This is a genomic window from uncultured Eudoraea sp. (genome assembly GCF_947490415.1).
Lineage (GTDB): Bacteria > Bacteroidota > Bacteroidia > Flavobacteriales > Flavobacteriaceae > Eudoraea.
This window is the reverse complement of record NZ_CANLGX010000001.1, coordinates 883,898-909,183: the sequence shown is the minus strand read 5'-3', so window position 1 is coordinate 909,183 and position 25,286 is coordinate 883,898. Positions and strand designations below refer to the sequence as shown.

General features: G+C 35.6%; 26 protein-coding genes. 3 read left to right on the top strand and 23 right to left on the bottom strand.

Going from position 1 to position 25,286, the window contains the following annotated elements; translation table 11 throughout:
• Positions 1–30: 30 nt before the first annotated feature.
• The 15 genes from dut to Q0874_RS03950 all read right to left on the bottom strand — a co-directional run bounded on the left by dut (position 31) and on the right by Q0874_RS03950 (position 13,949).
• On the bottom strand, positions 31–465 hold the full coding sequence (gene dut / locus Q0874_RS04020; RefSeq protein WP_299159680.1) for a dUTP diphosphatase: 435 nt from the start codon (positions 463–465) through the stop codon (positions 31–33).
• Position 466: 1 nt separating this feature from the next.
• Positions 467–1,951, bottom strand: coding sequence for an oligosaccharide flippase family protein (locus tag Q0874_RS04015; protein ID WP_299159677.1), 1,485 nt, complete (start codon positions 1,949–1,951; stop codon positions 467–469).
• A 66-nt stretch (positions 1,952–2,017) separates the two neighbouring features.
• Positions 2,018–2,533, bottom strand: coding sequence for a hypothetical protein (locus Q0874_RS04010; protein WP_299159674.1), 516 nt, complete (start codon positions 2,531–2,533; stop codon positions 2,018–2,020).
• 151 nt (positions 2,534–2,684) lie between these two features.
• Positions 2,685–3,548, bottom strand: a complete 864-nt coding sequence (gene atpG / locus Q0874_RS04005) for an ATP synthase F1 subunit gamma (RefSeq protein WP_299159672.1) — start codon at positions 3,546–3,548, stop codon at positions 2,685–2,687.
• A 23-nt stretch (positions 3,549–3,571) separates the two neighbouring features.
• Positions 3,572–5,152: a F0F1 ATP synthase subunit alpha gene (gene atpA / locus Q0874_RS04000; protein ID WP_299159669.1), complete on the bottom strand. Its 1,581-nt coding sequence runs from the start codon at positions 5,150–5,152 to the stop codon at positions 3,572–3,574.
• A 60-nt stretch (positions 5,153–5,212) separates the two neighbouring features.
• Positions 5,213–5,752 (bottom strand): ATP synthase F1 subunit delta, encoded by a 540-nt coding sequence (atpH, locus tag Q0874_RS03995; RefSeq protein ID WP_299159666.1) that lies wholly within the window; start codon positions 5,750–5,752, stop codon positions 5,213–5,215.
• A gap of 6 nt (positions 5,753–5,758) precedes the next feature.
• Positions 5,759–6,259: a F0F1 ATP synthase subunit B gene (locus tag Q0874_RS03990; RefSeq protein WP_299159663.1), complete on the bottom strand. Its 501-nt coding sequence runs from the start codon at positions 6,257–6,259 to the stop codon at positions 5,759–5,761.
• A 78-nt stretch (positions 6,260–6,337) separates the two neighbouring features.
• A complete protein-coding gene (gene atpE, locus Q0874_RS03985; RefSeq protein WP_019670925.1) occupies positions 6,338–6,538 on the bottom strand; it encodes an ATP synthase F0 subunit C in 201 nt (66 codons plus the stop codon).
• Between the two features lie 31 nt (positions 6,539–6,569).
• The gene (gene atpB, locus Q0874_RS03980) at positions 6,570–7,682 is read right to left on the bottom strand and encodes a F0F1 ATP synthase subunit A (RefSeq protein WP_299159660.1); all 1,113 of its coding nucleotides are present in this window, start codon (positions 7,680–7,682) and stop codon (positions 6,570–6,572) included.
• A gap of 111 nt (positions 7,683–7,793) precedes the next feature.
• Positions 7,794–8,186, bottom strand: a complete 393-nt coding sequence (locus Q0874_RS03975) for a hypothetical protein (protein ID WP_299159657.1) — start codon at positions 8,184–8,186, stop codon at positions 7,794–7,796.
• Position 8,187: 1 nt separating this feature from the next.
• The gene (locus tag Q0874_RS03970; protein ID WP_299159654.1) at positions 8,188–8,403 is read right to left on the bottom strand and encodes an AtpZ/AtpI family protein; all 216 of its coding nucleotides are present in this window, start codon (positions 8,401–8,403) and stop codon (positions 8,188–8,190) included.
• A 128-nt stretch (positions 8,404–8,531) separates the two neighbouring features.
• Positions 8,532–9,023 carry a polymer-forming cytoskeletal protein gene (locus tag Q0874_RS03965; protein WP_299159651.1) on the bottom strand — a complete coding sequence of 164 codons (492 nt, stop codon included), beginning with the start codon at positions 9,021–9,023 and terminating at the stop codon, positions 8,532–8,534.
• 5 nt (positions 9,024–9,028) lie between these two features.
• Entirely contained in the window at positions 9,029–11,590 is a 2,562-nt protein-coding gene (locus Q0874_RS03960) for a hypothetical protein (RefSeq protein ID WP_299159649.1), read from the bottom strand.
• A gap of 174 nt (positions 11,591–11,764) precedes the next feature.
• Positions 11,765–12,460, bottom strand: a complete 696-nt coding sequence (locus tag Q0874_RS03955; protein WP_299159646.1) for an ABC transporter ATP-binding protein — start codon at positions 12,458–12,460, stop codon at positions 11,765–11,767.
• Positions 12,461–12,476: 16 nt separating this feature from the next.
• On the bottom strand, positions 12,477–13,949 hold the full coding sequence (locus Q0874_RS03950) for a DUF5687 family protein (RefSeq protein WP_299159644.1): 1,473 nt from the start codon (positions 13,947–13,949) through the stop codon (positions 12,477–12,479).
• 121 nt (positions 13,950–14,070) lie between these two features.
• Here Q0874_RS03950 and Q0874_RS03945 point away from each other — a divergent pair, with 121 nt between their 5' ends.
• Together Q0874_RS03945 and Q0874_RS03940 are read left to right on the top strand one after the other, a co-directional pair.
• Positions 14,071–15,120, top strand: a complete 1,050-nt coding sequence (locus tag Q0874_RS03945) for a ferredoxin--NADP reductase (RefSeq protein ID WP_299159642.1) — start codon at positions 14,071–14,073, stop codon at positions 15,118–15,120.
• 665 nt (positions 15,121–15,785) lie between these two features.
• A complete protein-coding gene (locus tag Q0874_RS03940; protein WP_299159640.1) occupies positions 15,786–16,400 on the top strand; it encodes a TetR/AcrR family transcriptional regulator in 615 nt (204 codons plus the stop codon).
• 7 nt (positions 16,401–16,407) lie between these two features.
• Here the strand turns inward: Q0874_RS03940 and Q0874_RS03935 are convergent, their stop codons facing one another.
• From Q0874_RS03935 to Q0874_RS03925, 3 genes are read right to left on the bottom strand one after another with little or no spacing between them, the layout of a single operon-like run.
• Entirely contained in the window at positions 16,408–17,457 is a 1,050-nt protein-coding gene (locus Q0874_RS03935) for a glycosyltransferase family 9 protein (protein ID WP_299159638.1), read from the bottom strand.
• Positions 17,444–18,046 carry a DUF4254 domain-containing protein gene (locus tag Q0874_RS03930; RefSeq protein ID WP_299159637.1) on the bottom strand — a complete coding sequence of 201 codons (603 nt, stop codon included), beginning with the start codon at positions 18,044–18,046 and terminating at the stop codon, positions 17,444–17,446. The genes Q0874_RS03935 and Q0874_RS03930 overlap by 14 nt, the downstream gene beginning before the upstream one ends.
• A gap of 30 nt (positions 18,047–18,076) precedes the next feature.
• A complete protein-coding gene (locus tag Q0874_RS03925; protein WP_299159634.1) occupies positions 18,077–19,009 on the bottom strand; it encodes a DUF6427 family protein in 933 nt (310 codons plus the stop codon).
• A 39-nt stretch (positions 19,010–19,048) separates the two neighbouring features.
• On the opposite strand from Q0874_RS03925, the gene Q0874_RS03920 reads away from it, so the two are divergent.
• Entirely contained in the window at positions 19,049–19,270 is a 222-nt protein-coding gene (locus tag Q0874_RS03920) for a uracil phosphoribosyltransferase (protein ID WP_299159632.1), read from the top strand.
• A gap of 62 nt (positions 19,271–19,332) precedes the next feature.
• Here Q0874_RS03920 and purD read toward each other — a convergent pair whose 3' ends face one another.
• The 5 genes from purD to Q0874_RS03895 all read right to left on the bottom strand — a co-directional run bounded on the left by purD (position 19,333) and on the right by Q0874_RS03895 (position 25,147).
• Positions 19,333–20,607 carry a phosphoribosylamine--glycine ligase gene (gene purD, locus Q0874_RS03915; protein WP_299159630.1) on the bottom strand — a complete coding sequence of 425 codons (1,275 nt, stop codon included), beginning with the start codon at positions 20,605–20,607 and terminating at the stop codon, positions 19,333–19,335.
• 42 nt (positions 20,608–20,649) lie between these two features.
• Positions 20,650–21,630, bottom strand: coding sequence for a UDP-glucuronic acid decarboxylase family protein (locus tag Q0874_RS03910; protein WP_299159628.1), 981 nt, complete (start codon positions 21,628–21,630; stop codon positions 20,650–20,652).
• 18 nt (positions 21,631–21,648) lie between these two features.
• Positions 21,649–23,016: a sugar transferase gene (locus tag Q0874_RS03905; RefSeq protein ID WP_299159625.1), complete on the bottom strand. Its 1,368-nt coding sequence runs from the start codon at positions 23,014–23,016 to the stop codon at positions 21,649–21,651.
• 21 nt (positions 23,017–23,037) lie between these two features.
• Positions 23,038–23,784 (bottom strand): glycosyltransferase family 2 protein, encoded by a 747-nt coding sequence (locus Q0874_RS03900; RefSeq protein WP_299159623.1) that lies wholly within the window; start codon positions 23,782–23,784, stop codon positions 23,038–23,040.
• A 604-nt stretch (positions 23,785–24,388) separates the two neighbouring features.
• Positions 24,389–25,147 (bottom strand): bifunctional 2-polyprenyl-6-hydroxyphenol methylase/3-demethylubiquinol 3-O-methyltransferase UbiG, encoded by a 759-nt coding sequence (locus tag Q0874_RS03895; RefSeq protein WP_299159621.1) that lies wholly within the window; start codon positions 25,145–25,147, stop codon positions 24,389–24,391.
• Between the last annotated feature and the right edge of the window lie 139 nt (positions 25,148–25,286).

Genomic DNA, 25,286 nt, shown 5'->3' with positions numbered 1-25,286 from the left:
ACTACATAAATCCTCACTATTAAAGAATTTTTACTTTATTCCAGTACTTCCGAACCCACCTTCTCCCCTCGTGGTTTCAGTTAAAATCTCTGTTTCTACCCATTCAGCCCGTTCATGTGATGAGATCACTAGTTGTGCTATGCGCTCCCCGTTGACAATAGTAAATTCGTCTTTGGACAAATTCACAAGAATCACGCCAATTTCTCCTCTGTAATCCGCATCTACCGTCCCTGGTGCATTAAGTACCGTTATTCCTTTCTTAGCTGCCAATCCGCTTCGCGGTCTTACTTGTGCTTCATATCCGACAGGAATTTCCAAAAATAATCCGGTTTTAACGACAGCCCTTTCTAGTGGTTGTAACGTAATTGATTCAGATATATTGGCCCGTAGATCCATCCCGGCTGAAGCAGGTGTTTCATATTCGGGGATCGCGTGATCTGATTTATTAATAATTTTAACTTTCATTTTATGTGCTGTTTTTTTTTCCAATTATCCCTGCTAAAAATATTCTTTTAAGCGTTTCATTTTCCATTTTGTAGAGTAGGATTAAAAATACTAAAAGCAAGGCACTACCTACTATCAAATTTCTGTTAAATACATAAAAAGAAAGCGTGGCAAACAGGATTGATAATCCTAAATAAAAAGTTATTTTTCTAAAGTTATAAGGAATAGGATAGTACTTTCTGCCGAAGAGATAAGAGATTACCATCATACTGCCATAGGCTGCCAAAGTAGCAAATGCAGAAGCATAGTACCCCCAGTCTGGAATAAATAAATAATTAATGCCAATTGTAATTAATGCCCCTACAATAGAAATATAAGCTCCAAATTGTGTTCTGTCTGTAACCTTATACCAAACTGAAAGATTATGGTAAATCCCCAGGCAAAAGCTCGCCAGTACTATCACAGGTACTATTGGCATGGCCTCCCAATATGCCTGGTCCTGAATAAAAATGACCTTTAATATATCTGCAAATACCACAACCGTTAATAATATTACACTTCCAAGGACAACAAAATAATTTGTAATCTGGGCATAAGCACGCTGAGGATGATCAGAAGAGGAGTGGCTAAAGAAAAAAGGCTCTATCCCAAGGCGAAAGGCAGTGGCAAAAAGAGTCATGAAAAGTGCTAGTTTATAACAAGCAGAATACTTGCCCATTTCGCTTTTGGCAATATCTTGTGGTAATAGATCAACAAGTAAAATTCTGTCAAAAACTTCATTTATAGTAAAAGCTATTCCGGCAATCATTACCGGCATACCATATTTTATCATCTTAAGCCATAAGGCCTTATCAAAAGTATAAGTGCTTTTAAGATAAAGACCACCCATCATTAACAAGGTAATGCCACTTGCGATTAGATTTGATATAAAAATATATGATATTTCAAAGTCAGCAATATATATGGTGTTCAACAAACTTTCGGGATTCAGATCCGCGAGACCGGGCAGTAAAAGGAGGAAAAAAATATTCAACCCCAAATTCACAGCAACATTCACTGTTTTCACCATCGCGTAGCGCATGGGTCTTTCATTTGCACGGAGCCATGCGAAAGGGATTATCGCAAGAGCATCTAAGGCGAGAATAAAAATAACATACTTTATATAACGCTGTTCAATATTCAGTAATTCAGCCATCTGAAATTGAAACAGCAATGCAAGGATTGTAAATAAGACAGTGCTAACCGTTAAAGAAATTAATGAGGTAGCAACTACTTTATTTTTATCATCTTCTCCATTGAAGAATCTGAAAAAGCCGGTTTCCATGCCGTAAGCCAAGATCACATTAAAGATTGCAAACCAGGAAAAAATCAATGTCACCTCTCCATATGATCCCGGTGGCATAACTTTGGTATAAATTGGGACCAAAATAAAAGAAAGCATGCGAGGCAACACAGTAGCCAAACCATAAATGAATGTTTGCTTAAAAAGTTTTTTAAATAAACTCAAAGGCTTTTAGATTTGGGCTTAAAATTAGGTATTTAAACCCATGCAACAAAGTCTGTTGTATGGTGTTCACTGATATATAAGCGAAGGCTTTTTCTTTATTCCTATGATTTTGAAATAGCTTACTTTATTATTTTGGGGATCACCTGTGATAATTTTATAACTAATAACCGCTTCATCTTTGTCCAAATCAAATGGAAAATCTGCATTTTTCCTATTTATAGAAGCAGGGGGTTGATTTCCTACTTCCTCTTTAGGATCTGAATGCATTATAATATCCGGTTTTTTGTCCTCACTTGTGTCTTTATAATTACAGACAATCCGCAGGTTTTCCCCATCTTCTTTTATCTCTGCTTCTAAAACATGTCCCTTAAAAAACACTTCTAAAAAATCTATTTCATTACCAGCCTCAACATCAACCGGTAATTGCAGAATAAAACCTGTGCCACTTTCTTCCCTGCCACCGGCATATTGCTGATAGGAAGGGTTATTTATGCTGAAAGGTGGCGCAGTGGTTAACTTCTTTTGGGAGGAGCATCCATACAAGCTAAAAACAGTAAGTATTATAATTGATGTATTTTTCATAATTCTCTTTTAGTAATGCTTTCGTAAAGATATAAAACCAAATTTGGTGCCAAAAAAGTTAGGCAAGCAACTATAAAAATCTTGCTAATAAAAAAATCCCGCGATGGGCGGGATTAAAATTCTTTATTCAACTAATACTAAATGAAAATTGTTAATTTTTCAATGCCTCAGCTCCACCAACTATTTCAAGGATTTCATTGGTAATTGCCGCCTGACGAGCCTGATTATATGTCAGTTTTAACTGATCCCTTAATTCAGTGGCATTATCGGTGGCCTTGTGCATTGCAGTCATCCTGGCCCCATGTTCACTTGCAAATGAATCTCTTATAGACTTGTATAATTGTGTTTTTAACGACTTAGGAATAAGCTGTTCTACTATAGCTGCTTTTGCAGGTTCAAAAATATAGTCAGCAGCAGAGGTGTTTGAATCCTGCTCCATCGGCACAATTGGCAAGAATTGCTCTGTGGTAACTATTTGTGTAGCCGCATTTTTGAATTTATTATATACTACTTCAATTTTGTCATAGGACTCATCAGTATATAATTGCATTAATTTTTCTGCAATTTCTGCCGCATTATCAAAAGAAAGTTCATCATAGATTTTGCTATGGTCAGCAACAACAGTATGTCTTTTTCCAATAAGGTCATTCGCCTTCTTTCCTATTGTTATAAAATCCACTTTCTGACCCGCGTATTGGTCTTTCTGCATTGACAGACAGTGTTTAATTATATTTGAATTAAATGCCCCACACAGTCCTCTGTTGGATGTAATTGCTACAATCAGAACGTTCTTAACTTCTCTCTTGGCTGTATATTTACTCCCCGTTTCACCATCTATACTTCCACTGAAATTTTGCAGCAATTCCCCAAGTTTATCGGCATAAGGACGCATCGCGGTAATGGCATCCTGAGCTTTTTTTAGCTTAGCAGCAGACACCATTTTCATGGCGCTGGTTATCTGCATGGTAGAGGATACCGATACTATTCTATTTCGTATTTCCTTTAAATTTGCCATTTCTTAAAATGTGAATTCAGAGATTAGCTTTGATATTTAGCAGCCAGATCTTTACATACAGAGGTTAAGATATCAATTACCTCATCGGATAATTTACCAGCTTTCAAAGTATCCAATACGTCTCTGTGCTTAGCATTGAGAAATTCTAAATAGTCTTTTTCAAACTCCTTCACTTTGTTAACCGGAACATTTCTTAATAAGTTTTTAGAACCAGCATAAATTATAGCAACCTGATCTTCAACCGTAAACGGGTCGGCTTGAGCCTGCTTTAAAATTTCCACATTACGCCTGCCCTTTTCAATTACATTCAAAGTAGCCGCGTCCAGGTCAGATCCAAATTTTGAAAATGCTTCCAATTCCCGAAACTGTGCCTGATCCAGTTTTAATGTCCCTGCTACTTTTTTCATGGACTTAATCTGAGCATTCCCCCCAACCCGGGATACAGAGATCCCCACATTAATCGCCGGGCGCACCCCTTGATTAAACAAATCCTGCTCCAGAAATATTTGCCCGTCTGTTATAGAAATAACATTGGTAGGAATATATGCAGATACATCACCTGCCTGAGTTTCAATAATTGGTAAGGCTGTTAAAGAGCCCCCACCTTTCACCATAGGCTTTAAAACCTCAGGCAAATCATTCATATTCTGCGCTATAGAATCAACATCTATAACTTTCGCAGCACGCTCTAATAATCTTGAATGTAAATAGAAAACATCACCAGGATAAGCTTCACGCCCCGGCGGTCTTCTTAACAAAAGAGATACTTCACGATATGCGACTGCTTGTTTAGAAAGATCATCATAAATAATTAAGGCCGGGCGACCTGTATCTCTAAAATATTCGCCAATAGCTGCCCCTGCAAAAGGTGCGTAAACCTGCATTGGAGCCGGTTCAGAAGCATTAGCTGCAACAATAGTTGTATAAGCTAAAGCGCCTTTATCTTCGAGCGTTTTTGCTATAGCTGCAACAGTTGAAGCCTTTTGGCCAATTGCTACATATATGCAATAGACAGGTTCTCCCGCGTCATAAAACTCCTTTTGATTTATTATAGTATCAATACAAACGGTTGTTTTACCCGTTTGACGGTCACCAATAACCAATTCCCGCTGACCTCTTCCTACAGGTATCATAGCATCTACCGCCTTAATACCAGTTTGTAATGGTTCATAAACAGGTTGGCGGAAAATTACTCCAGGAGCTTTTCGTTCCAATGGCATTTCATAAAGTTCTCCAGAAATGGCTCCTTTTCCATCTATGGGGCTACCGAGAGTGTTTACTACACGACCTACAATTCCTTCTCCCACTTTTATTGAAGCAATACGCTGGGTACGTTTTACTATAGCGCCCTCCTTAATTTCTCTTGAGGGTGCCAATAGTACTACGCCAACATTATCTTCTTCTAGATTCAGAACAATACCTTCCAAACCACCTTCAAATTCAACTAATTCACCATATTCAGCATTAGATAAGCCATATACCCTGGCTATCCCATCACCCACTTGTAATACGGTACCTATTTCATCTAATGAAGCCTTGGCTTCAAATCCAGATAATTGTTTTTTTAAGATTGCAGATACTTCTGCGGCTTTTACTCCTGCCATTTTATTTCAGATCTAAGATGTTAAAAAGGAATTAACTCCCTTTACATTCGTAATTTCTATTTAAATACTATTTGTAAACTCTCTTTTTAAATGATTCAATTTATTGGAAATACTGGCGTTGTATTGCAGATCTCCAATACGCAATATAAAACCTCCTATGATGCTTTCATCAATTTGATTTTCCAGCGTTATTTTATTACTCGTGATTTTCTCAACTTGTGCAAGAATCTTTTTTTCCAAAGATGGGGTTAAAGGAACTGCGGTAGTAACCATGGCCACATTTTCTCCCTTTAAATTATCGTTAAGGGAAATATATTTAGTGGCTACTTCATTTAATAAGGTTATTCGTTTTTTAGAGACAAGTAATGTAAAGAGTTCCTTGGTTACATCATTGATATTCTTAAAAATCACTTTTAAGACTTTATTTTTTGATGAGCCTTCAAGAATTGGGCTTTGCAACATATCTTTTAGCTCATCGCTATCGGAAATGGTTTGCACTATATCGCGCATATCCCCATCAATTGCGTCTGTAGCTTTTTGCTCAATCGCAAGATTCAAAGTAGCTTTTGCGTAACGTAGGGCTGCTCTTGATTCGTTCATTCTAACTTAATTCAATTTAATATCACCCAGCATGTCATCAACCAGTTTCAACTGTTTCTCTTTATTGGATAGTTGTTCTTTGATGACTTTTTCGGCAATTTCAATAGAGAGTTCGGCAACCTGGTTTTTTATTTCTGCTATAGCAGCCTTTTTCTCACTTTCAATAGTGGCCTTTGCCTGTTTTATTAATTTATCCCCTTCCACTTGGGCCAGTTCCTTAGCATCAGTGACAATTTTGTCTTTTATTTCCCTTGCTTCTTTTAAGAGGATTTCGCGTTCTGCCCTTGCTTCCTTTAATAATTTCTCATTGTCGGCAGTTACATTTTGCATTTCCTTTTTGGCTTCTTCCGCAGCAGCCAATGCATCTTTAATTCCTTCTTCCCGATCATTTATTGCATTGAGGATTGGTTTCCATGCATATTTCCACAATAAAAACACCAACGCCAGAAACAGCAAAGTTTGCCAAAAGAACAAGCCTAACGAAAAATCTTCTATTAATTTCTCCATACCTATTAAATCTTAATTGTTCAATTTTTACATTAAACTAATGGTAGCAACCAACCGTTACTACCATTAGTTATTTTTCTAGTTTTCTGCAGTTGCAAAAAGTGCAGCAAAACCAATACCTTCAATAAGCGCTGCAACAATTAGCATCGCTGTTTGAATTTTTCCGTAAGCTTCAGGTTGACGCGCAATCGCTTCCATAGCCTGGCCACCGATTCTTCCGATACCCACTCCTACACCGATTACAATTAATCCTGCTCCTACAATTCTTGGAATTGTCATAGTATATATAATTAAAAATTAAACATTCAAATTAATGTGCTTCTGCATGTTCGTGTTCTTCAGAAGCAAAACCAAAATACAATGCAGACAGCATTGTAAATATATACGCCTGTAATACGGCTACCAATATTTCAATTAATGAAATGGCAAATGCAAGTCCAAAGGACAAAGAACTGCCAATCCAATTTTTGAAAATGAACATAAGTCCAATCAAACTCATAATAACAATATGTCCTGCCTGCATGTTGGCATACAGACGAATCAATAGTGAAAATGGTTTTATAAATATTCCTAAAACTTCAATTGGAATTAATATAATATATAAGGGAATTTTAGCGTACCATGGCATAGAATCCCCTAGTGGATCAAATAAATGTTTCCAGTAGGTTTTTGTGCCAGTAAAATTGGTAATCAAAAAAGTTAGAATTGCCAAAGCAGTAGTTATTGCAATATTACCCGTCACATTAACTCCTAAGGGTGTTAGGCCAAACATATTTAGAAACCAAATAAAGAAGAAAATAGTAAGTAGAAAAGGCATATATTTCTGATACCTTTTTTCTCCTATTGTGGCAATTGCAATATCGTCGCGTATATATAAAATTACCGGTTCAAAAAACCTTCCCGCCCCTTTGGCAATGCCTCCATTTTTAGAATACGACTTGGCTAATCCTCCAAATAGAAGAAGCATTAAAAAGCCCGTAATTACTATCATCATGACACTTTTGGTTATTGAAAAATCCAAAGGCTTTATATTGGAAGCATGGTGTTCGGCATCGTAATTTATGGTTCCGTCAGCGTCTGTTTTATAAATTTTACCGTGATATAATTTGTAATGACTATCCCCTGAGGTGGCAACCTCTTCACCATGATGGAACCTGGAAGATGAAAAAACCACCAGACCATTATCCCAAAGAATAACCGGCAGTGGAAAGCCTACATGATGTTCTGCTCCCTCACTGTCCTTATAGGAAAATAAAGAGAAATCATGAGAATCCTTAAGGTGGTGTTGTATATACTCGTCTATTTCTGTTTTTAGATCGGTTTTGGTTTCTTCGCTACTTATCTCCGCTTCCTTTGCGAATATTGTCACACTGAAGAATATTGTGGAAACCAGAAAGAATTTTACCAAAAGAGGATTTCGCATATCACTTATAAAAATGGGTCTCTAAAAATCCGTGCAAATGTAAGCTATTCTCTTAAAAAGAAAAAAGCATTTAGAATTTTATTTTTCCCCTGAAAATAGGTGATAGCGATTCTATTGCTGATCGATTTCCCGCATAAGTTTTATTAGCGCAAAAGTCTCTATAAGCAGACAGCTAAAATATGGTACAAAAAAAATGAAAAATTCAACTTTTACGAGTTTACCATCCAGCATAAAAATTGGATCAAAAATCAGGAAGTAGATAACGAATTTTAAAGTACTTCCGAACATAAACATAAATCCGAGATGCTTATTTTGCTTTTCAGAAAAATAGAGCAGGACGGAGTATATCCCCAAAGCCATTGCAAAGTTTATCAAATAGCCCAGGAGTAAAATACGATAATCCAAATCCGGGTTGCGGGCAAATAAAAATCCAGTGTGAAGTAAGCCAACTATCAAAAGCGTGCCAAGCAGCAGGCCAGTGAAAATAATGATTCTTTTATTCAAATTAGGAGTTCAATTTTTTTGTTTGCTGTATGACCAAATACATCGAAATGGCAACTGCAAATAAAGTAAGGATTATGGTATAGGTGTTTTTTTCGTTCTGATACTCTAAATCGAGCCATTGACCTAACCTGGCTCCTAAATAGATAATGACTCCCATTTGAACGGCTATTCCGGTAAGACTTAGCCAGTACTTAATTTCCTTATTCCCTTTCGCCATTTTGATTGAGTTATCTATTAAGACTCATACAAATGCAAGAGACTTAAGCTTTTCTGGTAGTATGAGTGAACTCCATTAAAAATAATATGCTTAGACTGTACTCAAAAGAAATACAAAAAATGGTACGATCAGGAAACCTTAGCGGGTTCATTTTTACTACCAGATCCACTAACAGCGCCAGATTTATAGCTCCCTGAATCCGAATTCAGCGAGTTGCTTCCCGTTGCAGTCTTAATTGTATCATTCGAACTTATGCCTCCTTTACCCTTCATTGTACATGACGCATTAAATGTAGCGCCAGGTTCAACTGCCAGTTTAGCAACAGTTACGGTACCTTCAATAACAGCAGATGCCTTTAGTGCTAATAAATTGGATACTTGCAGTTCTCCGTTAAAACTTCCTTCAATATCAGCATTAACACATTCTACCTTGCCGTGAATGTAGCCATCTTTGCCAATTACAACCTTTCCGGAGGTTTTTACATTGCCATCTAGCTTTCCATCTATCCTAAAGTCTGCTTCGGATATTATGTCACCTTTGATTTTGGTGTTCTTTTCAATTCTGTTGGGTTGTCCTCCTATTTCATTCATAGTTCTAGGTTTTTTGTTATCAGAAAACATCTTGTTTATGGTTTTGGGGTTAAAACTTGATTTTTATATTCTTGTAAGTTTTTATGTACTTGAATGATTTTATAGTTGGAAGATAAAATTACGAAATTCTCATTTGCAATTCGATAATCCTTGTTTTTATTTAGCAATTCCACATAGCCTTTAGCGTAGTCTTTTGATTTAAATCCATGAACTACTATAAATTCCATCTCCAGGTTATAAATATCTTTTGAAACGAGGTTTCTATAATTTAAATCGATAATAGATTTCTCCAATATTTTTTTAAGTTCTAATGCTTTTTCGTCATACTGTCTTTTAAATGGAAATATAACTTTCCAATTAGCCGTGCCTTTTGAGTCAATTTCTAATGAGAATTCCTTTGGCTCCAATTTTGGTAACTGTTCGGCAATCATTTGTTGTGCCTTTTTACCTTCTGGATTGTTCGGATAATTCAGTGCAACATAATTGAGAGCTTCCTTAAAGTCTTCATATCCCTGAAGTCTGCCTATGGCATTGGCCTTTAGCATCTCAAATTTGGGTACGATAGGATCTCCGGTATACAAATTTATGTTGGCCTCGGCACCCGTTATAACCGTCAAGAAATCCTGATTTTGATATAGTTTATAAAGTTGGGCGTATTTGGCATCAGGACTGTCTGCTGAGCCTGCCAAAACTGCTTTTGGGTTTACTAAAATTTCCGCATACCGTGAATCAGGATAGCTCTGGATAATAGTTTGTTTCATATTTTCGGCAAGCGGACTGCCAGATTCCTCATATATCTTGTACAAGTTATACATGGATGGAAGTATCAGGCGTTCCTCTGGCTCTGAATTCAAAACGTTCTCCAATTTGCCTGCTGCCAAAAGGTTTTCCTTAAATTTCTCCTTATAAATTATTCCCAACTGGTAGTTCGCAAAATTTCTTTCTAATTTAAGACTATCAATAACAGCAATATCGGTGGGTATCTGATCCAAATAATATTCCACTGAATATTTCTGTTCTTCCGATATTTCTGCTTCAGCGCCAAGACCCCCGTCAGCAACGAGAGGATCCCTTGCACCCTCTACAAGCTTTGTTGTGTTTTTGTTACTCCAACGCCAGTCATCCTCCAATACCCGGTCTCCCCATTTGGTTTTAAAGTCGTTTTTGCCATATCCCAGGCTTGCAATATTGTAAAAGTAAAATTTGCCTTTGTTTTGTTTTCCTCCCTTTGTTTCGGCAAATGCCGCAAAACCTGCATTGGCCTGGTTTACCTTTTTTAATGCCGCTTCTTCCTCAGCCAACTTCAATTTGGCAATATGATTTTCGAAAAATGTTACTTGTTCCAGTTTTGGAAGATTATAAAGCGTTATTACGCTATCTGCATATTGAACAACATCTTCATACTTAATAACATCTTCCAGATTATCCAACTTTTTCTTTATAGTTCTGAATTTTTTGGTATTCTCAGGTAAGTTAGCAAGAACACTATCATAATAATTTCCGGCAATTTTATAGTCATTTCCATCGAAATTGTATTCTGCAAGATTTTCATAATTAAGGGCGTTCAACTGTGGGGAATTTTGTGTTGCTCTTAAAGACTTATTATAATATACAATTCCCAGACTGTCTGACCCAATAGCCATATAATATTCAGCTTTCTGATTGTATATCTTATCCAAAAATGGTCTATTTTCTCTATTCTCTTCAAGATCAACCAATTCCTCCAGTAACTCCTCTTTATTCTCCTCGGTTAATTCAGTATTTTGAATTTGATGCAAATGCGCATTAATCATGTACACCCTGGGGGATTTCCTGTTTAGTTCAATGATCTTGCTAAATGCGTAATTTGCACTATCTCGATATCCCAATTGGTTAAATAATTGCCCAATTATAAAATAATACCTGCCTTTCTCAGGTAGCTTTTTTGTATATGCCGAAGCTATTTTAAGTTCTTGGATAGCAGTATCCGGAGCTTTCAGGTTTATATATGCCTGCGCCATCATTGCATGAGCGTCTGCATATTCCTGATCCTTAAGTTGTTCAAACTTCAAAAGGCGCTTTAAATTTTTCAAAGCAAGTTCTTCGTTATTGAGCCTAATATTCGTTTTTTCTCTCCAAATTGTAGCTTCGTTTAACTTATCACTTTCTATATATTTCCTTAATACATAGTTAAATGCTTCAATTGCCGGTATATAACGCTGGTCAAAGTATCTGGCTTTACCCAAAAGCAGAAAGGCCTCATCTGTTTGTGGATTGCGCTCTTCATCTTTTATGTCCATACTGTGCTTTTGAATAGCCTTCGTGGCTTTTTCCTCAGCAATTATAAAATTTGGATTGTTGTTTTCAGAATCGAGCCTTATTTCATCCTTTACTTGCAGTCGCTCCACAGGTAAAATTTCCCAGTAATTATCCAGATATGAAATATTGAGAGCCTCCCGCCCTTCCTCAAATGCAATATTACCATTGTACAAGACATTGTACTTGGTATTCATCGCATGCCAATTGCGGTTTACAAAAGTGTCTTTCTTGGTAGAACAAGCGTTAAAAAGTATGCCCCCAAGAACACCAGCCAGAATAAATTTTATACGAAGCTTCAAAATTGTTGGTATTCTATGTAATCTAAACTTAAAAACACTAATATTATTATGCCTTGCGACATGAAAAGGCACGATTAATTTGGATCCTGGTCTAAAATGTTACAACGGATTTCTATTTTATTAAAAAAGATCTCAGAAAGAAAAGAAATAATCATCATAAAAGATGTGATAGACTTAGCCTCCAAAAAACAACTCAAGTTCGTTTAAAGTTTCTGTTGAGGTCTGAATATCTTTAACAATTTCCCCCTTATTTAATACTACAATGCGTTCACAAACTTCTGTTACATGAATTAGGTCATGACTGGAAACTAATACAGTAACTTCCCTATCCTGGCCCAGTTTCTTGATAATTGCTTTGAGTCTTATTTGCGTAGTGGGATCTAAATTAGCAAAAGGCTCATCCAATATGATAACCTGGGGTTCTCCAATAAAAGTAGCAACTATCCCCACCTTTTTTTGATTCCCTTTTGACAAATCTCGCAAATACTTTTTCTGGCCCAAAATCTCCCCATGAAAGAAGTCCTCAAAGTTGGCTAAAAGTTCATTAACATCTGTTTTAGACTGGCCTCTTAACTCTCCGATGAAATAGAAATACTCCTCAGGAGTAAGGTATCCAATCAGAAATGTTTCATCTATAAAAGCCGAGGTAAATGGTTTCCATGCTTCACTTTTATTGACCTGTATATCATTGTTCATTACTTTACCGGTTGTGGGCTGAATTAGGTCTAAAAGCAAACTGAAAAAAGTGGTTTTTCCTGCACCATTATTACCAACCAGGCCGAAACTTTGGCCTTTGGGTACATCCAGGCTTTCAATATTTAATACCGTCTGATCTCCATAGATTTTGGTAAGGTTTTGCGAGTAAATCATTTGAATTTATAATTTATCAGGCTTTCTGTTTATAAGCCAAAAGGGTTTTATATTTTTCTTTTTTGTAAATGTTTTCAATCTTTCTGAATACCACATTTTTAAAGGCAAAACCCAATATTCCAGTAAGGGCCACAAATATGTAACCGGCCGTTGGATTAATCAGGTAATGGCCTAACCCATAAATAGCTAAGGGCAATATTAATTTTGGTAATGTCAGAAGAAGTGTTTTTGCATTAAAGGCTTGTTTATCTCCAAAGGCTTTCCTGTTAGAAGTCAAATCAATCGGAGTTTTAATATAGGCCCCACCCCATAATACAAGATAAGAATTAACCCCTATATTGTATATGGCACCAACTATAATCGCCAAATACGCATCCCAGCCAAAATAAAGATAGAAGACAGATAGGATTGTACTAATTATAGTCGCTATTATGATAAGATACCATTTGGAAGAAAGATATTCCTTGTATTGAATATTTTGACTCATCATAAGGGGATAATAAGAACTATCCCAGCTTGGTACGAATTGTCCAAAACTAAAGAGGAAACCTCCGGAAACAAAGATGCCTGCAAAAATCTTCCAAACAGGGTTGTCATAAACCTCAATACTATTGGTAAAAAACAACAGCCCGTAAAAAAGGAATATAAAACTCATTATTACAGTGGTTTTAGAGCGTTTATTCCTTTTTATTAGTTTGATGTCGTTTTTAAGGAAAGTTCCTAAGTTTCCAAAACGATTTAGCCAGGTATAATCTTCAGATTTTGCAATATCGTGTTTGGTCGCCAAACCGGCATCCAGATACATATTCCTTTTAAAATATGTAAAGGCCGCAAAATACAGGCTGATTAATGCAACCCAGGAAATTAAGGAAGTCCAAGGAATATCATAAAACAAATTGAAAATAGGTGAAGTGTAAACCGTTATATCAAACCATTCATAATACTGACAAATACCCAAAATAGCCAAAATTGCGATCAAGGGATAAAAAATACTGTCCTTATTATTCATCATGATGTTGATGAAATTGTTACAATAGAATAAGGCCATGATTCCCAAATGCCAACCTATGACCCCTGCAGGGTTATATCCTTCAATAATAAGAACAATGGAAAATGGCACAAAGAAAAAAGCATGAGCCCAATTAAAAAAGGAAAAAATAGTCTTTCCAAGGGAATATGAAACCACTTGGCTTTTCTTAAAAGGTAGATAAAGCAAAGGTTTTATGTTCAAAATAGGCATCTTTTGCAGCATATAGCGAATATAGATGTCCATTACGAGGTAATAAATGATATATTTATTCACAAACTTCAGCGGATCTCCCAACCCATATTTTTCAATAATAAAATAGGACCCAACCCCCAGTGCCAAAAATATGGCGATGAAGTACAAGGCCCCAAAAAGCATTAAGATCTTAAATACCAGGTTTGTTTTAAAAGAAGCTGCTCTGAAAAATGATTTCCATTGCAGCTTAAAAAAGTGTTTGAACATGAAGGCAGGTAATTTTTGTTCAGAAAATTAGTAGATCAAATGTATCTTTTGTTACAAAGAGAAGCTAATTTCCCATAATTAATCCAAAGCATTCCTTAATTTTGCACAAATTTTTTTATTGATGAGTGATTTTTATTCCTTGACTATAGACAAGATATCCCGATTAACCCCAAATTCGGTTGCTGTAAGTTTCATTATACCTAAAGAACTGGAAAATGAATTTTCCTTTGAGGCGGGTCAATATATAACAGTTAAGCACAACGTAGGTGGAGAGGAGATCAGGCGGGCCTATTCAATTTCCTCAAGTCCAAAAGACAAGCATATCACCATAGGAGTCAAAAAAGTACCGGAAGGGCGCTTTTCAGCGTTTGCCAATTCTTCGCTCAAAGAAGGAGACCAATTACTGATAATGCCTCCTGAGGGGCGCTTCGTATATAAAACTTCTAATAAACAGGAAAATATATGTGCTTTTGCCTCTGGCAGTGGAATTACGCCTATAATGAGTATTGCCAGAACTGTATTGGAAAGTCATCCTGAAAACACCTTTGTATTGGTTTATGGAAATCAAAATAAATCCGAAACGATGTTCCATCAGGAGATTTTAGAACTTGTAAATGAGTACAAAAACAGGTTTACGGTTCAGTTTGTTTATAGTAGGGCCCGTGAAGAGGATTCACTGTTTGGAAGAATTGATACATCCGTTGTAAATTTCATTCTTAAAAATAAATTTAAAGAAATCAATTTTAATACATTCTACCTATGTGGTCCTGAGGCTATGATAAATGCTGCCTCCGATACATTAAAAGCAAATGGAGTACCTGAGGATTCTATTTATTTTGAACTCTTTACAACAACCGAAAACGAAGGTTCCGAAACCAATACTCATGAAGGTAAAACAATGATAGAAGTTTTATTAGATGATGAAGTATACTCATTTAGTATGGATAAAAAATCTTCAATCTTAGATGCGGTCCTTGATGAAGATATAGATGCCCCTTATTCTTGTCAGGGAGGTGTTTGCAGTACATGTATTGCAAGAATTACCGAAGGTGAAGCTAAAATGGATAAAAACCAGATTCTTACGGATAGCGAAATTGCCGAAGGATTAATTCTTACCTGCCAGGCTCATCCGGTAACAGCTACCCTGAAGGTAGATTATGACGATGTATAATAATTGCAGTCGATCATACTTTTTATTAAATCATAGGCTGGTCTATTGAAATTGTGTGTCGGGAATGTTCAATATTATAATTGACAACTGCAATAAGGGCTCTTATTTTATTACAAATGATATTAGACAAACTAGTTTTTTAGAAACTATGTAGTTTGTAATTGTTGCTGTTTTTAATTAACTATTGAAAAGAATGGCATTTTATCCCCGGGATCAGACCACAAATCCAACTTTATAAATTATCAACTCTATAATCCTTTGACTATTTTAAACTAAACAGTCTGTTCTATTCATATTATGCTGCAGGTAATCTAAAGTAATTCTAAAGAGGAATTTAACTCCGAAAAACACTTTATTCGGGAATAGCTCCTTAAAAAAACATTGCGAAAAAAGTAAATAAATGATTGTTGGTGGTCCTGTTTTTAGTTTTTTAAGGCAACGAAAAGGTCTAAACAACCTGGAAAAACCAATAAAATACCGTTTGTCGATATTATTTACCGACTAAGTGGTCGGTAAAAATCAAGGCAGGTAGTGCAGTTTATCGGGAATTCAACATTTTAACGAATTTTTAAAGTCATACATCCTTTAATATTCACCTTCCTGAGGTTTCAGGGGTTCTTTGTTTATAGACTTAACGGTCTGTTTAACCCCAAAACCCAAATCTAATGGATAAGAATTTAAAACGCATGGCTACCATGCACCGGATGCAAGTTACTGGATTAGAGTTATTTTATAAGAATGGCTATTATAATACCAGTATTGATGATATCTTAAAATCCCTTTCTCTTTCTAAAGGGGCCTTTTACTATCATTTTCAATCTAAGGAAGATTTTTTCGTAAGTATTGTACAAAACTTAATTGTTCGTAAAGTATATAGCATGCTTATTGAACCAATAGAAGGTAAGGAAAACCCCTTCCTTGTTATTGAAAAATGTTTTGAAAATGCATTAGAAACAGCTGAACATAATGAAATGGATTATGGTTTCATCCTAAGTAACTTTATTTCAGAATTCAACAGAAGAAATACTGTCATATCTAATTATTTAATGGATATCTATAAGGTTTGGGAAGTTAATTTAATCTCAATCCTTCAAAAAGGAAAGTCCGATGGTTATGTAGATAGACATGTGGACAGTGAAGGTGTTGCAACATATTTAATTTCCTCATACATGGGTGTAAGAACATTAATGGTGCAGGGTAATTGCAGAAATTTGCGATACAAATACATGCAACAATTGAGGCAATATTTTAATTCATTAACTCAAAAGGAAGCTGTATAATAAAAAACTACTTAGCCTCAAGCAGGGCGGTAATACGGTTAATAATGGTCTCAGGTGCAATTGTAGACATAACGGTATCATAGCCCTCAGGCATAGTGTTTCCATATATGGAAGTTGGAATTAAAGGATATATTGTTCTGTCTGATAGAAGACTGTTTTCAGGTGGCTGACGAAAAGGAGAAAAACCGGCATAAGGATGGGTAACGCCCCACAAGGTTACGATAGGCACATTAAATATTGCAGCCAAATGGCCATTGCCGCTATCCATTGACACCATAAGGTCTAAATTGGAGATTAGGGCCAATTCGTCCTCAAAAGAAAGTGCGCCAATAGTATTTATGCAATTTTGACACGAATCAGACCATTGTTGCAGCTGTTTCTTTTCAAGCTTCCCGCCTCCAAAAAGAATAATTTTATACTTATTGGTATCATTTAGTGCTAAAATAACTTTTTGCATGAGGTCAAAGGGGTATGTTTTTCCGGGATAAGTAGCAAAAGGGGCAATTCCTAACCACTTCAGGTTATCAGGACCGACCAATTCAAGTACTCTTTCGGGTAATGTCCGTTTTGACAGGGCTCTTGAGCTTTCAAGGTTTATTGAGAATCCAAGTTTATAAAAAACATCCGCATAGCGTTGAAACGTGGTTTTTAAAGGCTTAAAAGCCTTATTTTTATATGCAGTCAATGCTCTTTTTTCTCTTCTACCCTTATCTATCTGTACTACTTTTATTTTAGCCGACACAAAAAACCCTTTTAATACAGAACTTCTAAGCACATTATGAAGATCCGCTACAGCATCTATTTCAAGTTTTTTTAATTCTTTAAATAATTTCCATAAGCCAGGAATACCTCTATGTTTACCATCAACCTGCGCTTCATAGACATGGACATTTGACAATGTAATAAACATAGGCCTAAAAAAGGCTCTTGTAAGAACTGTAATTTTTAAATCGGGGTATTGTGCAGTAAGTGCACTTAGAACCGGAACAGTCATTGCCACATCGCCCATGGCCGACAAACGAATAACTAAAAGGTGATTGTATTTATTTTTGCCCACGCAAAACCGGATTTAACTCCTCATCATTGTACATTTTCATTTGCCTGTAGGTCTTCATAAAAATAGCACCTTGTTCAATATCAGTCAGCAATTGATCAATTGCTGAAGATAAATCTTCCTTTTGCTCCAAAAGTATTTTTAATTTTTGACTACATTTTTTAAGGTGTTCGTCAGATGCATCAGTTCGCGCCACCTCTTCCTTCATATGATAGATTTTTAATGCTAAAATTGAAAGGCGATCAATAGCCCAGGCAGGGCTTTCAGTATTGATTCTGGCATCAGCCTTAGTTTGTACCGACTGGTATTTATTTAAAAAATAGCTATCAATATATTCCACTAAATCTGTTCTATCCTGATTGCTGGCGTCTATTTTTCGTTTTAATTCCAATGCTTTTACAGGATCTATTTCGGGATCTCTTATAATATCCTCATAATGCCATTGAACCGTATCAATCCAATTTTTTCTATATAGGAGATGATCAATATCTGCTTCCGGATATGGGTTAGTAAATGGTTGATTAACATCATCCTTTATGTGATAATTATTAATACTTTCTTCAAATATCCTAAAGGCTGAATTACTGAACATAGTGGTTTAAATTTGATGCAAATATACCCATTATTTCAGAATCATTTCTGTCATTACTATTAGAAAAGGAGCTACTATGGAAACCATAAGAACTATTTCCTTAAGGGTGGCTCTTTTAATTAATTCTACATATTTAGCCAGAAAAATAGCTCCCGAAAAAAAAGTAATTAATACAGGAAAGGTGTCGTTTGTGGTTTTTAAGAAGGTGACTAACAAACCTAGTGCAAGCGAGATGGCGATAAGACGCATAGTGATTATTTTACCCATACCCAATTTGCCCATTTTAATAAATGCCAAAGCCGCGGTAATAATAGTTATTATAGCATAAATGGCCAGTTTGGTGCTATTTATCCAATAGGCTATTATGTCGCCCTTGAAAGAAAATTGATAATGATTCTTCAAAAAGTCGAGATTATCAGTTATTAACAAAAAACATAACACGATAATTCCTATAGTCAAAATGCCAGTTAGAGGAACCAACCAGTTTTTAATATTCTTGGGCTCGTAGAAATAAATAGCAATACAGACCAAAATGAGATATAAAATCGCCCAATCATAGAAAAGGCTTGCAGCTAAGGTCCAGATTGTAGCATCAAATACCTTGAGTTTAATATTCTTCAAGGATTTCAGGCTAATAAGCCTTCGTATTGCCAATAAGAGAAAAAAACTGCAGAATACAGCATTATCATCCAGTAAAACTTCAGGGAAAATAATTATTAACAAAGTAAAATAAAGAATGGCATATGAATTTGTAGCAGTGATTTGATTTCGTTTTACAATAAAATCAACTATGAAGACACTAAACAATAGAATGCCAAGAACAACAAATTTAATTACAAATTGTTCCGGTTCATAGTGGTTCTGATAGAGCACAAAATGGACAAACCAATAGAATACAAACAAAAAACCAAGTAGAATAATGAAGTTTATTGGTTTTGTTTTTCCAAAAATGCCTGAAATCATCCCGGGTTTTTATATTTTTGTAATGTAAATATAACCAAGATGAGAGCATTTTTTGAGGGCATAGAAGATTTATTCGTAAACGGACTTTTCTGGCCTTATGATTTTTTTCGATTTATGTCTAACTGGTGGACTTCCAATGCTGTAAACTGGATCTTTGTATTACTAGGAGCTACTGCGATGATTTACTGGCTGATGCAACTTAAAAAGTTTGACGATAGCGGAGAAGAAGATAAGAGCATTACTTCCCATTCGTACTTATAAAATTTGATGTTTCGCTTTCTTAATACAGCTTAATAGGAATCGTCAACCTTAAGAATTAGTAACTATAGATCAAAACCCAGATCTTTTCTGTAGTACATATTATCAAAGTGAATTTTATCAATATTTTGATAAGATTTGTTAAGTCCCTCCCTAAAATTTTTCCCAAAGGAAGTAATAGCCATAACCCGGCCACCATTAGTCAGGATTTTTTGCTCCTTCAGTTGGGTTCCCGCATGGAAAACAATGGACTCCTCATCTACCTGGTCTATACCTTTAATTTCTATCCCCTTATTATAAGCCTGTGGGTAACCTCCGGAAACCAACATCACAGTTGTTGCTGTCCTTTCATCAATTTCCAGTTCAATCGAATTCAGTTTACCAGCGGCCACTGCAGTAAATAATTCAACGAGATCGTTTTTAATTCTTGGAATTACCACTTCAGTCTCAGGATCCCCAAGACGCACATTATACTCAATTACAAAAGGATCGTCCCCTACTTTTATTAAACCAATAAAAATAAATCCTTTATAAGGCAGTTGATCCTTATTTAAGCCTTCAATGGTTGGTTTGATAATACGCTTATGGACTTTTTCTAAGAATTCTTCGTTAACGAAAGGGACCGGTGAAATGGCTCCCATACCCCCTGTATTCAATCCTGTATCTCCTTCTCCAATTCTTTTATAATCTTTGGCTGTAGGCAACACTTTATATCCTTGACCATCGGTCAATACAAAAACACTTAACTCAATCCCTGCCAAGAACTCCTCGATAACCACAGTGGCACTTGCACTGCCAAATTTGGCATCGATCAGCATCGTTTTCAGTTCATCTTTGGCCTCTTGCAAATCATTCAAAATAAGAACCCCTTTACCAGCCGCCAATCCATCTGCCTTTAAAACATAAGGCGGCTTCAATGTTTCTAGAAACGCATATCCTTCTATTAAATTATCAGAAGTGAAACTTTGATAAGCAGCGGTTGGGATATTGTGTCTGAATAAGAATTCCTTGGCAAATTCTTTACTGCCTTCCAATGTTGCAGCGGCTTTTTGGGGTCCAATAACAGCAATATTTTTGAGTTCAGGATCATTAAGGAAAAAGTCGTGAATTCCATTTACTAATGGATCTTCAGGGCCTACAATCAGCATATCAATACTTTCCGAAAGCACTGATTTCTTTACACTTTCAAAATCATTTACACCTATTGGTATATTCTTACCAATTTTAGCTGTACCAGCGTTTCCTGGCGCAATAAAAAGTTTAGACAATTTAGGGCTTTGATTGAGTTTCCATGCAATTGCATGTTCGCGGCCTCCTGACCCAAGAATAAGGATATTCATAATTTAAAGTTTGCGCAAAAATACGTTTTGAGCAATAATAATCTATGTAATCCCGGAAAAATCCCTATGCTCTTTATCTAGCAATTCTTCTGGAGTCAACGATTTAAAATATTCAAACACTTTTTTTAGGCCTTCTGATCTATCCACTTTAGGTTCCCAGTTTAAAATTTCCCTGGCCCGTGTTATATCTGGTTGTCGCTGCATGGGATCATCTTGAGGTAATGGTTTAAATATTATTTTTTGATTGGTGCCTGTTAATTTTATTATTTCCTCGGCAAACTCTAAGATAGTGGTTTCATGGGGGTTGCCAATGTTCATCGGATCTGTATAATCACTCATTAGCAAGCGATATATTCCCTCGACTTGATCATCAATGTAGCAAAAAGAGCGGGTTTGTTTGCCGTCTCCAAAAACGGTAAGATCCTCACCCCGTAGTGCCTGTCCCATAAAGGCAGGGACCACGCGACCGTCGTTTAATCGCATTCTTGAACCATAGGTGTTAAATATCCTAACAATCCTGGTATCAACGCCGTGAAAGCGATGGTAGGCCATAGTGATGGATTCCATAAACCGTTTTGCTTCATCATAAACACCTCTGGGACCAACGGGACTAACATTGCCATAATAATCCTCATTTTGTGGATGTACCAATGGATCGCCATATACTTCAGAGGTAGAGGCGACTAGAATAGTTGCATTCTTTTCTTTGGCCAATCCCAGAAGATTAAGTGTTCCTAATGATCCTACCTTTAATGTTTCTATGGGTATTTTGAGGTAGTCTATTGGGCTGGCGGGTGAAGCAAAGTGTAAAATATAATCCAGCTTTCCTGGAAGATGAACAAAGGTCGTGACATCATGATGGTAAAACTCAAATTGTTCGAGAGGAAACAAATGCTCAATATTTTTTAGGTCCCCGGTAATAAGATTATCCATGCCTATTACATGGAATCCTTCTTTGATAAAACGATCACATAAATGTGATCCTAAAAATCCTGCAGCACCTGTAATGAGTACTTTTTTCATTATAATTGTTATGTTGTTTTAAATTCCTCTGGAGAAAAGAACAGTTGTAACTGTTTTAAAAATAATCCTCATATCCAGTGTTATAGACCTGTTTTTGATATAATATAAATCATACTCCAACTTTTTTACAGAATCCTCCAAATTTTCTCCATATTTATATTTTACTTGGGCCCACCCTGTAATTCCAGGTTTTATTAAATGTCTCACATTGTAAAAAGGCAGAATATTGTTCAATTGGTCTACAAATATTTTTCTTTCAGGCCTTGGGCCAATAAACTGCATATGCCCGTTAATAACAGATATTATTTGAGGAAGTTCGTCAATTCGAAAAAGTCTTAATATTCTTCCAAATGGCGTAATTCTTTTATCATTTTTTGTTGCCATTATAGCGCCTTCTTTTTCAGCATCCACTATCATTGATCTAAATTTATATACCTTAAACTCTTCTCCATGTTGGCCAACTCTATACTGTTTATAAAATAAAGGCCCTCTGTTAAAAAATAGGTTGCCAACAAAGACAATTGGAACACAAAGTAAAAAAATTAGTCCGATAAAAAGTGAAAGTGAAAAATTAATGCCAAAGCTGAAAATTTGCTGCAAGTATCTAATTTTTTTATTCCTAATTTGAAGAATTTCAAAAAAGCTGTCGTTATGTGATCTGATGGGCATAGCTTCATAAGTGTTCTCATAAAACGATGTGAAGGATATAACCTCTTTCCCTTTTATTATTGAGCTCAAAATCATTTGCTCCAGATCTTCAGGTAAACTATCGTAACTTTTCGTATTAATAATCAATGTATCTATTTTTTCAGCGGCCGATAAAAAGAAGTTTTTATTTAAAAGAGTATTCTTATCAATTGAATACGTGAGTTTAACTTTATAAAATGTCTCCATTTCATTGCCATTAATTGTACTTACATCTTCTCTAAAATTTTCATCCGCTTTTTCATCATAGATATATAAAACATTTTTTGTGACTGGGATTATTCTGAAAACATTACTAAAAAAAAAGCGCCAGAGCCCAATGGAAATGGGCGTCAGCAATAAAAAACATAGCAAGGGAATTCTCCAGAAACTAACGTCATAGACTAGTACCGTTACTATAAAAACAACAAAGACAAAAAGCGCAGTGATATAAAGAGATTGAGATAAAATATATTTCCTCTTGTTAACCTTTTCTAAGTTATAAAAATCTAGAATATAAGATAATGACATATAAGCGATTACTCCTATTGTAAATACGCCTATTTTTAGTTGAAAAGATATAAATTCCTTATCTATCGCATGGTTTACAAAAACATTGAGTGATGATAATACAATAATAAAGTCCCCTACAAGCAGTATGAATTTTCGTTCTAAAGTGTTTAAAATTGATAGCCTTGGCATTTACCATTTAGTTTGTCTGCTTCAAAAATAACTTTTCATTTTTAAAACTATAGCTGATATAAGATAAAATGTGGATTTCAAGAAAGGCAGGTTTTCTTCATCTCTATAAATTTTCCATTCATATTTTAGTAAATCTAATTTATTGGCCGAAATAGATTCAATACCGACTCGATAACTAGCCAAACATTCGTTTAAACCATACCCATTGGTTTTTTTTAAAAGTTTCAACCAGAGGGCGTAATCCTGGCGCTTTCTGATAGAAGACATATACTGCTTTCCAAAAAAATCAACGTCGTACATAACCGTTAGGCATCCAATAGGGTTTTTGTACAATGCCGATTTATAAGTAACCTTTTTTTTTGCTTTAATTATTTTCGAAAGTTTATTCCCATCTTCATTCACAGTGTCATAGGAAGTAAAGGTAAAATGATAATTGTTGAGTTCCATGAAATGCAATTGCTTTTCCAATTTTTCAGGATACCAGACATCATCACTATCCAAAAATGCGATGTATTTTCCTTTTGCAAATTCAATCCCCTTATTTCTGGCCATACCGGCACCGCTATTTTTTTGTAAGCGATGGTATTTTATCCTAGGGTCTTTTTCTTGAAATTTTCTTATCAAGGCCTCACTCCCATCGAATGAACAATCATCGATAAGAATATGCTCCCAATTCGAATATGTTTGGGCTAATACCGAATCCATACATTGACTAAGAAACTTTTCTGAGTTGTGTACCGGGGTAATTATAGATACGAGCTTGGTCATTTTATAGTTTATAAAAAAATCTTATATTATTTAATATATACCGCTCATGCATTTACGATTCTATGCCCGGAATCAGCCAAAACAGTATTGGTCAATGTCAAAATTTATTGAACCCTTTTTGTTCTCTTTGTAAATAGTGAGGATTCGTTTTTTATTCGACCCTAAAAGAATATTTACCCCGTTTTCTACTAACTCAACCCATCCCGTTTATTCTCGGACGGTACTACATAGTTTGGCAAAGAAAAATGCCTTTTTTGTAGTCCGTATTTTCCTGTCTGTGAATGGTAAATAGCCACCTCAAATAAGATAGCTTTTTTAATAAGGTTACCTAAATAGAAGCTTATCCTTTTAAATCTTTTTTTTGGCAAACCAAGATCGTAAATATTTACTCCATCCTTTTCTTCATTGCCATTACCCTCCGCTGCATGGAGGTTAACCTCATAGCCATTTCTGTTTAATGAATTACACTCCTCTAAAAGTATCCAGAAATCATAAGGTCGATGAACTGAACTAAGATCGCAAATCTTCCTCCTTTCTTCGTAACCACAAAGAATTTTCGTATCCCTCCTTTAAGTTAGTGGCAAAAATAACCACATATTTTAAATTAAACAGGATCTGAGAATTTTACCACCACCTGCCAAGCATGCCTACGTAAAAAGGGTAAAAGAGTAAAAATTACCCGATCTACACCATTACAAAAATTAATAAGAAGTTTAGGTTGGTTCTTTTTAAAAAGAAAAGGCACCCCTAAGGTGGTCAAATAAAAATATTGGACATCCACCTTTTTAAAATAATCTTTGGCAAGTTTAAAATCAGGCATGAGCAGTGGGTGCTCGTCTTCGGTACGTATATCTGGAGTCTTATTGCGGAAGCCGTTTATCAAAAGATTATGTCCCAAAGGTTCTATAAAAATAGCCGACCCCTGTTTTTTAAGTTTTTTGGCAATACTTTCAAATGCCTTTTTTAGGTCGAGGTGATGAAGTATTCCTGTTCCGTATATAATATCAAAATAATTGTCTTCAAAGGACATTTCCTCCGCATTCATAACCTGGTAGTCGATATCAAGGCCTTCCTCATCAGCCTCCTTATTCAAGAAATCAATGGCATAATTGGAGATGTCGATACCATGCACCTTGGCGCCCAGCTTTGCCAGCCTGATAGAACGACCGCCTTTGGCCATCCCGCAGCCGTATTCCAAAAAAACCTTACCTTTTGGGTTTTCAAAAATAAAATCATCATAGGCTTTAACAATGGCATCATTAATACTATAAAACCTTCCTACTTCTTTGGTTCTTTTGTTTGTTTCAAAAATCTCATTATGAAATTTTTGCTCGTCTTCCAATCTTTTCTCAATGGTTTTCATAGTCTTCCCATAAATTTTGATTTAAAGATAGTAAAAAAATAAGATGCTTTTTGTAAAGCATATTTTACCAAAATTAAAACAGAAAACATTACTTTATTGTTTCATTAGGCAATAACTGCTGTTTATAATAAAGTTAAAT